4 protein-coding genes are annotated in these 6,157 nt (G+C 69.6%); 2 read left to right on the forward strand and 2 right to left on the reverse strand.

Annotated elements, in window-relative coordinates; translation table 11 throughout:
* Window positions 1-261 precede the first annotated feature (261 nt).
* The gene (locus ACWCV9_RS36505; RefSeq protein WP_450793195.1) at window positions 262-1,839 is read right to left on the reverse strand and encodes a potassium/proton antiporter; all 1,578 of its coding nucleotides are present in this window, start codon (window positions 1,837-1,839) and stop codon (window positions 262-264) included.
* A gap of 215 nt (window positions 1,840-2,054) precedes the next feature.
* On the opposite strand from ACWCV9_RS36505, the gene ACWCV9_RS36510 reads away from it, so the two are divergent.
* Complete coding sequence (locus tag ACWCV9_RS36510; RefSeq protein ID WP_450793196.1) at window positions 2,055-4,904, forward strand: penicillin acylase family protein; 2,850 nt, start codon at window positions 2,055-2,057, stop codon at window positions 4,902-4,904.
* Window positions 4,905-4,973: 69 nt separating this feature from the next.
* Here ACWCV9_RS36510 and ACWCV9_RS36515 read toward each other — a convergent pair whose 3' ends face one another.
* Complete coding sequence (locus tag ACWCV9_RS36515; RefSeq protein ID WP_450793198.1) at window positions 4,974-5,627, reverse strand: 5-formyltetrahydrofolate cyclo-ligase; 654 nt, start codon at window positions 5,625-5,627, stop codon at window positions 4,974-4,976.
* A 60-nt stretch (window positions 5,628-5,687) separates the two neighbouring features.
* Here ACWCV9_RS36515 and ACWCV9_RS36520 point away from each other — a divergent pair.
* Window positions 5,688-6,157: UTP--glucose-1-phosphate uridylyltransferase (locus ACWCV9_RS36520; RefSeq protein ID WP_450793199.1), on the forward strand; the 470-nt coding region annotated here is incomplete at its 3' end.

Below are 6,157 nucleotides of genomic sequence, written 5' to 3' on the forward strand. Positions count from 1 at the left end.
GCCCGTGCCTTTCTTCCGCCTGGTAGCGCGCCCGTGCGGGGGCGCCGAGAGCTGTCCTCTTGCGCGGAACTGCGGTAGATACCGGCGCTTCTGCAAAGAGCGTTTCCGGCCGCCATACGGTCGCGCCAGCTCTGCGTCAGGCAGAGTTGGTTCGATCAGGGTGCCTTCACAGTATAAGGACCACACCCTTGTGCACCTGTGAAAATGAGCACCATACGGCACGTTCTCCTGTGATCGGCACCGGGGTGGGCCGTCAGGGCGTCATGCGCCGCGCCCCCGGTCCCTGCGTCCCGGGCCCGTCCCGTCCGTGCCCAGCCAGCCGGCCAGCTTGCCGCCGTGGGCGACGGCGCGCAGCCGGCGCTCGGCCGCGTCGCGGACCGGGTCGGTGGCCACGACGAGCAGGTCGTCGCCCCTTCGCAGCACCGTCGAAGGCAGCGGAACAAACGATTTTTCATCGCGTACGACGAGCGTGACGGCGGCGCCGGGCGGCAGCCTCAGCTCGTTGACCTCCACGCCGTGCATCCGCGAACCCTCCGGGATCGAGACGGACAGCAGGTGCCCGCGCAGCTGCTCCAGGGGCGCCGACTCGATGCCGAGGTCGGAGGCCTCGCCCTGTTCGCCCAGGCGCAGCGTGCGGGCGAGCCAGGGCAGCGTCGGCCCCTGGACGAGGGTGTAGACGACGACCAGGACGAAGACGATGTTGAAGATGCGGCGGCTGCCGGCGACGCCGTTCACCATCGGGATGGTCGCCAGGATGATGGGCACGGCGCCCCGCAGGCCCGCCCACGACATGAGGGTCTCCTCCTGCCAGGGCACCCGGAACGGCGCCAGGCTGAGCACCGTGCTCAGCGGGCGGGCCACCATGGTGAGGACCAGCCCGATGACGAGCGCCGGCCAGATGTCGTCGCCCAGCTCGTGCGGGGTGACCAGCAGGCCGAGCAGGACGAACATGCCGATCTGCGCGATCCAGCCGAGCCCCTCGGCGAAACCGCGGGTGGCCGGCCAGTGCGGGAGCTTGGCGTTGCCGAGCGTCATCGAGGCCAGGTAGACGGCCAGGAAGCCGCTGCCGTGCGCCAGGGCGCCGGCCGCGTACGCCGTGACGGAGATCGCCATGACCGCGATCGGGTAGAGGCCGGAGGCGGGCAGGGCCACGTGCCTGAGCCCCCAGGCGCCGAACCAGCCCACCGCGAGACCCACGGCCGCGCCGATGGCCAGTTCCAGGGCGATCTCGGCCAGCAGCACGTACCAGTGCTCGACCGGGCCGGCGGTGGAGAAGGCGACGACCAGGATGACCACCGGGGCGTCGTTGAAGCCGGACTCCGCCTCCAGCGTGCCCGTCACGCGCGCGGGGAGGGGAACCCTCCGCAGGACGGAGAAGACCGCCGCCGCGTCCGTCGAGGACACCACCGCGCCGATGATGAGCGCCTGCCGCCACTCCAGCCCGACCAGGTAGTGCGCGCCCGCCGCGGTCACGCCCACGCTGATCGCGACGCCCGCCGTCGCCAGTACGGAGGCGGACGGCAGGACCGGCCGGACCTCCTTCCACTTGGTGCCGAGACCGCCCTCGGCCAGGATCACGACCAGTGCCGCGTATCCCATGACCTGGGTCAGCGCGGCGCTGTTGAAGTGGATTCCGCCGATGCCGTCCTGGCCCATGAGGACGCCGATCCCCAGGTACACGAGCAGGCTGGGGAGCCCGCTGCGGGACGAGATCCGGACAGCCGCGACAGCGACGAGCAGGACGAGGGAGCAGACGAGCAGGAGCTGGTTGAGGTGGTCGACAGTCAGCGGCGGTTCCCTTCCTTGGCCCGCGCGCGGGGCGCGGACGTGCGTACACAAGACCCGAGGCTGCGGCGCACCGCACCCAAGTACTTCGTTACCTTACCTAACTCTTGACGCTTTCTTGACGCTCGGCGGGGCAAGATCGAACGTCCGTGCGCGCTGGTTCCCCACTCCGCGTCAAGTGGGAGAGGGCCCTGCGCCTATGGTTGCTCCAGCGCTCATTCAAAGTCACAGCCCGACCTGCCGCTCGCGTTAGGACAGCAAGGACAGCGATGCCCCCCAACACCACCGCCACAACGGGTGACAAGCCCGCCAAGTCCGGCAGGAAGAAGGGGCGCAAAGCCCGACTGATCGTGCTGGTGCTGGTCCTGGCCGTCATCGGCGGCCTCGCCTACGGGGCGTACTGGTCGATCAGCACCGTCCGCGCCTCCTTCCCGCAGACCACCGGTTCGATCACGCTCGACGGCCTGTCCGGGCCGGTCGACGTGAAGCGGGACGGCAACGGCATCCCGCAGATCTACGCCTCCTCCGACGAGGACCTCTTCATGGCGCAGGGCTTCGTCCAGGCGCAGGACCGGTTCTACGAGATGGACGTGCGCCGGCACATGACCTCCGGTCGCCTGTCGGAGATGTTCGGCAAGGGCCAGGTCAAGAACGACGAGTTCCTGCGCACCCTCGGCTGGGACCGGATCGCCCGGCAGGAGTACGACACCAAGCTGTCGGCCTCCGCGAAGAAGTACCTCCAGGCCTATGCCAAGGGCGTCAACGCCTACCTTCAGGGCAAGGACGGCAAGGACATCTCCCTGGAGTACGCGGCCCTGGGCCTCACCAACGACTACCAGCCGGAGAAGTGGACCCCGGTCGACTCCATCTCCTGGCTCAAGGCCATGGCCTGGGACCTGCGCGGCAACATGCAGGACGAGATCGACCGCGCCCTGATGACCAGCCGCCTCGGCCCGCAGCAGATCCAGGACCTGTACCCGGAGTACCCCTACGGCCGCGACAAGCCGATCGTGCAGGAGGGCCAGTACAGCGAGCTGACCAAGACCTTCCAGCAGGGCGGCACCGCGAGCGTCTCCCAGGGCACGGGCACGACCGGCTCGACCGGTACGACGGGCACCTCGGGGACCACCGGCACCACCGGTACCGGAAGCGCCACAGGCGCCTCTCGGGGCGCGACGGGCACGACCGGCTCCTCCTCCTCGGCCACGGCCGGAACGGGCCTCACGAGCCAGCTGGCGGGCCTCTACAAGGTCCTGGACAACGTCCCCACCGCCGTCGGCGTGAACGGCCAGGGCATCGGCTCCAACTCCTGGGTCGTCTCCGGGAAGTACACCATCACCGGCAAGCCGCTGCTCGCCAACGACCCGCACCTGTCGGCGTCCCTGCCGTCCGTCTGGTACCAGATGGGCCTGCACTGCCGCACCGTCTCGAGCACGTGCCAGTACGACGTCAGCGGGTTCACCTTTGCCGGGATGCCCGGTGTGATCATCGGTCACAACGCGAACATCGCGTGGGGCATGACCAACTCCGGGGTCGACGTCACCGACCTGTACCTGGAGAAGGTCACCGCCAACGGCTACCTGTACGACGGCAAGGTCCGGCCCTTCAAGACCCGCGAGGAGACCATCAAGGTCGCCGGCGGCGCGTCCAAGACGATCGTCGTCCGGCAGACCCAGGACGGGATGCCGCTGCTGTCCGACCGCGACGACGATCTCGTCCAGGTCGGCAAGAAGGCCACGGTCAACACCGCCGCGCCCGACCGCGGTGACGGCTACGGCATCGCCCTGCGGTGGACCGCGCTCGACCCGGGCACCTCCATGGACGCCGTGTTCGCCCTCGACAGGGCGGGCGGCTGGAACGACTTCCGCGCGGCGGCCGCCCTGTTCGACGTCCCCTCGCAGAACCTGATCTACGCCGACACCGACAACCACATCGGCTACACGCTGCCCGGCCGGATCCCCACGCGCTCCGCCGTGGACGACGGCTCCATCCCCGCACCGGGCTGGGACCCGAAGTACCGCTGGACCGGCTTCATCAAGAAGTCCGAGCTGCCGTACGAGTACAACCCCAAGCGCGGCTACATCGTCACCGCCAACCAGGCCGTGGTCGACCAGGCCAAGTACCCGTACACGCTCACCACCGACTGGGGCTACGGCGCCCGCAGCCAGCGCATCACCGACCTGATCGAGTCCAAGATCAAGGACGGCGGCAAGATCTCCACGGACGACATGCGGCAGATGCAGCTGGACAACAGCAGCGAGATCGCCAAGCTCCTGGTGCCGACGCTGCTGAAGATCAACATCGATGACAAGAGCGTGCGCGAGGCGCAGAAGCTGCTGGAGGGCTGGGACTACACCCAGGACTCGGACTCCGCGGCGGCCGCGTACTTCAACGCCGTCTGGCGCAACGTCCTCAAGCTCGCCTTCGGCAACAAGCTCCCCAAGGAGCTGCGCGTCGACGGACAGTGCCTGTGGGTCGACAAGATCGACAGCACCGGGCCGCTGGACGACGACGCCAAGGTCCGCGAGTGCGGCGAGCGCGACGCCGACCAGGCGCAGCCGGACGGCGGCGACCGCTGGTTCGAGGTCGTGCGCACCCTGATGGACAAGCCGGACAGCGACTGGTGGAAGACGCCCAAGTCGGGCACCCGCCCGGCCGCGGACAACCGCGACCAGCTGTTCGCGCGCGCGATGATCGACGCCCGCTGGGAGCTGACCGCCAAGCTCGGCAAGGACATCGACACCTGGAGCTGGGGCAGGCTGCACCGCCTGTTCCTGAAGAACCAGACGCTCGGCACCGAGGGCCCGGAGGTCTTGCAGTACATCCTCAACCGCGGCCCCTGGGAGCTCAGCGGCGGCGAGGCCACGGTGAACGCCACCGGCTGGAACGCCGCCGGCGGCTACAACGTCGTCTGGGTTCCGTCCATGCGGATGGTCGTGAACCTGGCCGACTTCGACAAGTCCCGGTGGATCAACCTCACCGGCGCCTCCGGGCACGCCTTCAGCGCGCACTACACCGACCAGACCGGCCTGTGGGCCAAGGGCGAGCTGCTGCCCTGGTCGTTCTCGGGCAAGGCGGTCGACGACGGCACCAGCGACACGCTCGTCCTCAAGCCGTGACCCGCTGACCGGCAGGCACCGAAACGGCCCCCCACGCGCACGCGTGGGGGGCCGTTTCGTCCCGCTGCCTCAGCCGCTCGGGAAGCGGCGCACACCGGAGGGCGTCACCACCGCGTGCACCGGCCGGTCGTGCCCCTCCGCCGGGACGTGTGCGACGACCTCGGCGTCGTACAGCAACACCACGAGACCGGGGCGCGCGCCCGCGTTCTCCAGGCGCGCCAGCACGCGGTCGTACGACCCGCCGCCCCGCCCCAGCCGCATGCCCTGCGCGTCCACCGCCAGTCCGGGGAGCAGGACGACATCGGCGCTCGTCACGGCGTCCGGACCGAGCCGTGCGCCGGAGGGCTCGAAGAGGGCCATCTTTCCGCCATGTTGGACTCGCGCGAGGGAGTCCGGTCCGGTGTACTCGCCCCAGTCCAGATCGTTGTCGGGCAGCAGCGCGGGGAGCAGCACGCGCACGCCCCGCGCCCGCAGCGCGTCCAGCAGCGCGAGCGTGGCGGGCTCGCTGCCCACGGAGACGTACGCCGCCACCGTGCGCGCCCGCGCCAGCTCGGGCAGGTCCAGGGCGCGCTCCGCCAGCGCGCGGCCCGTCTCGCGGACGTCGTCCTGCGTCAACCCGCGTCTCACCGCGAGGATCTCGCGCCGCAACCTTCGCTTGCCAGGCTCGTCCGTGCTTCCGTCGTGTTCCACCGGTCGTCTCGCACCCTTCCTCAATGCAGCCATAAAGGGTCAACCAACCGGAGCCACAGTTTCCCCACAAAGGCACCGGATATGGTTGCGGGCATGACTCAGTCGCACCCCAGGATCAGCAAGGCTGTCATTCCCGCGGCGGGCCTCGGCACCCGGTTCCTGCCGGCCACCAAGGCGACTCCCAAGGAGATGCTGCCGGTCGTCGACAAGCCGGCGATCCAGTACGTGGTCGAGGAGGCCGTGTCGGCGGGGCTCGACGACGTCCTGATGGTCACCGGGCGCAACAAGCGTCCGCTGGAGGACCACTTCGACCGCAACTACGAGCTGGAGTCGGCGCTCGAGAAGAAGGGCGACGCGGAACGGCTCGCCAAGGTGCGGGAGTCCAGCGATCTGGCGACCATGCACTATGTGCGCCAGGGCGATCCGCGGGGTCTGGGCCACGCCGTGCTGTGCGCGGCCCCGCACGTGGGTGACGAGCCCTTCGCGGTGCTCCTCGGCGACGACCTGATCGATCCGCGCGACCCGCTCCTCCAGCGCATGATCGACATCCAGCAGCAGCACGG

The sequence above is a fragment of the Streptomyces sp. NPDC001606 genome, assembly GCF_053596835.1.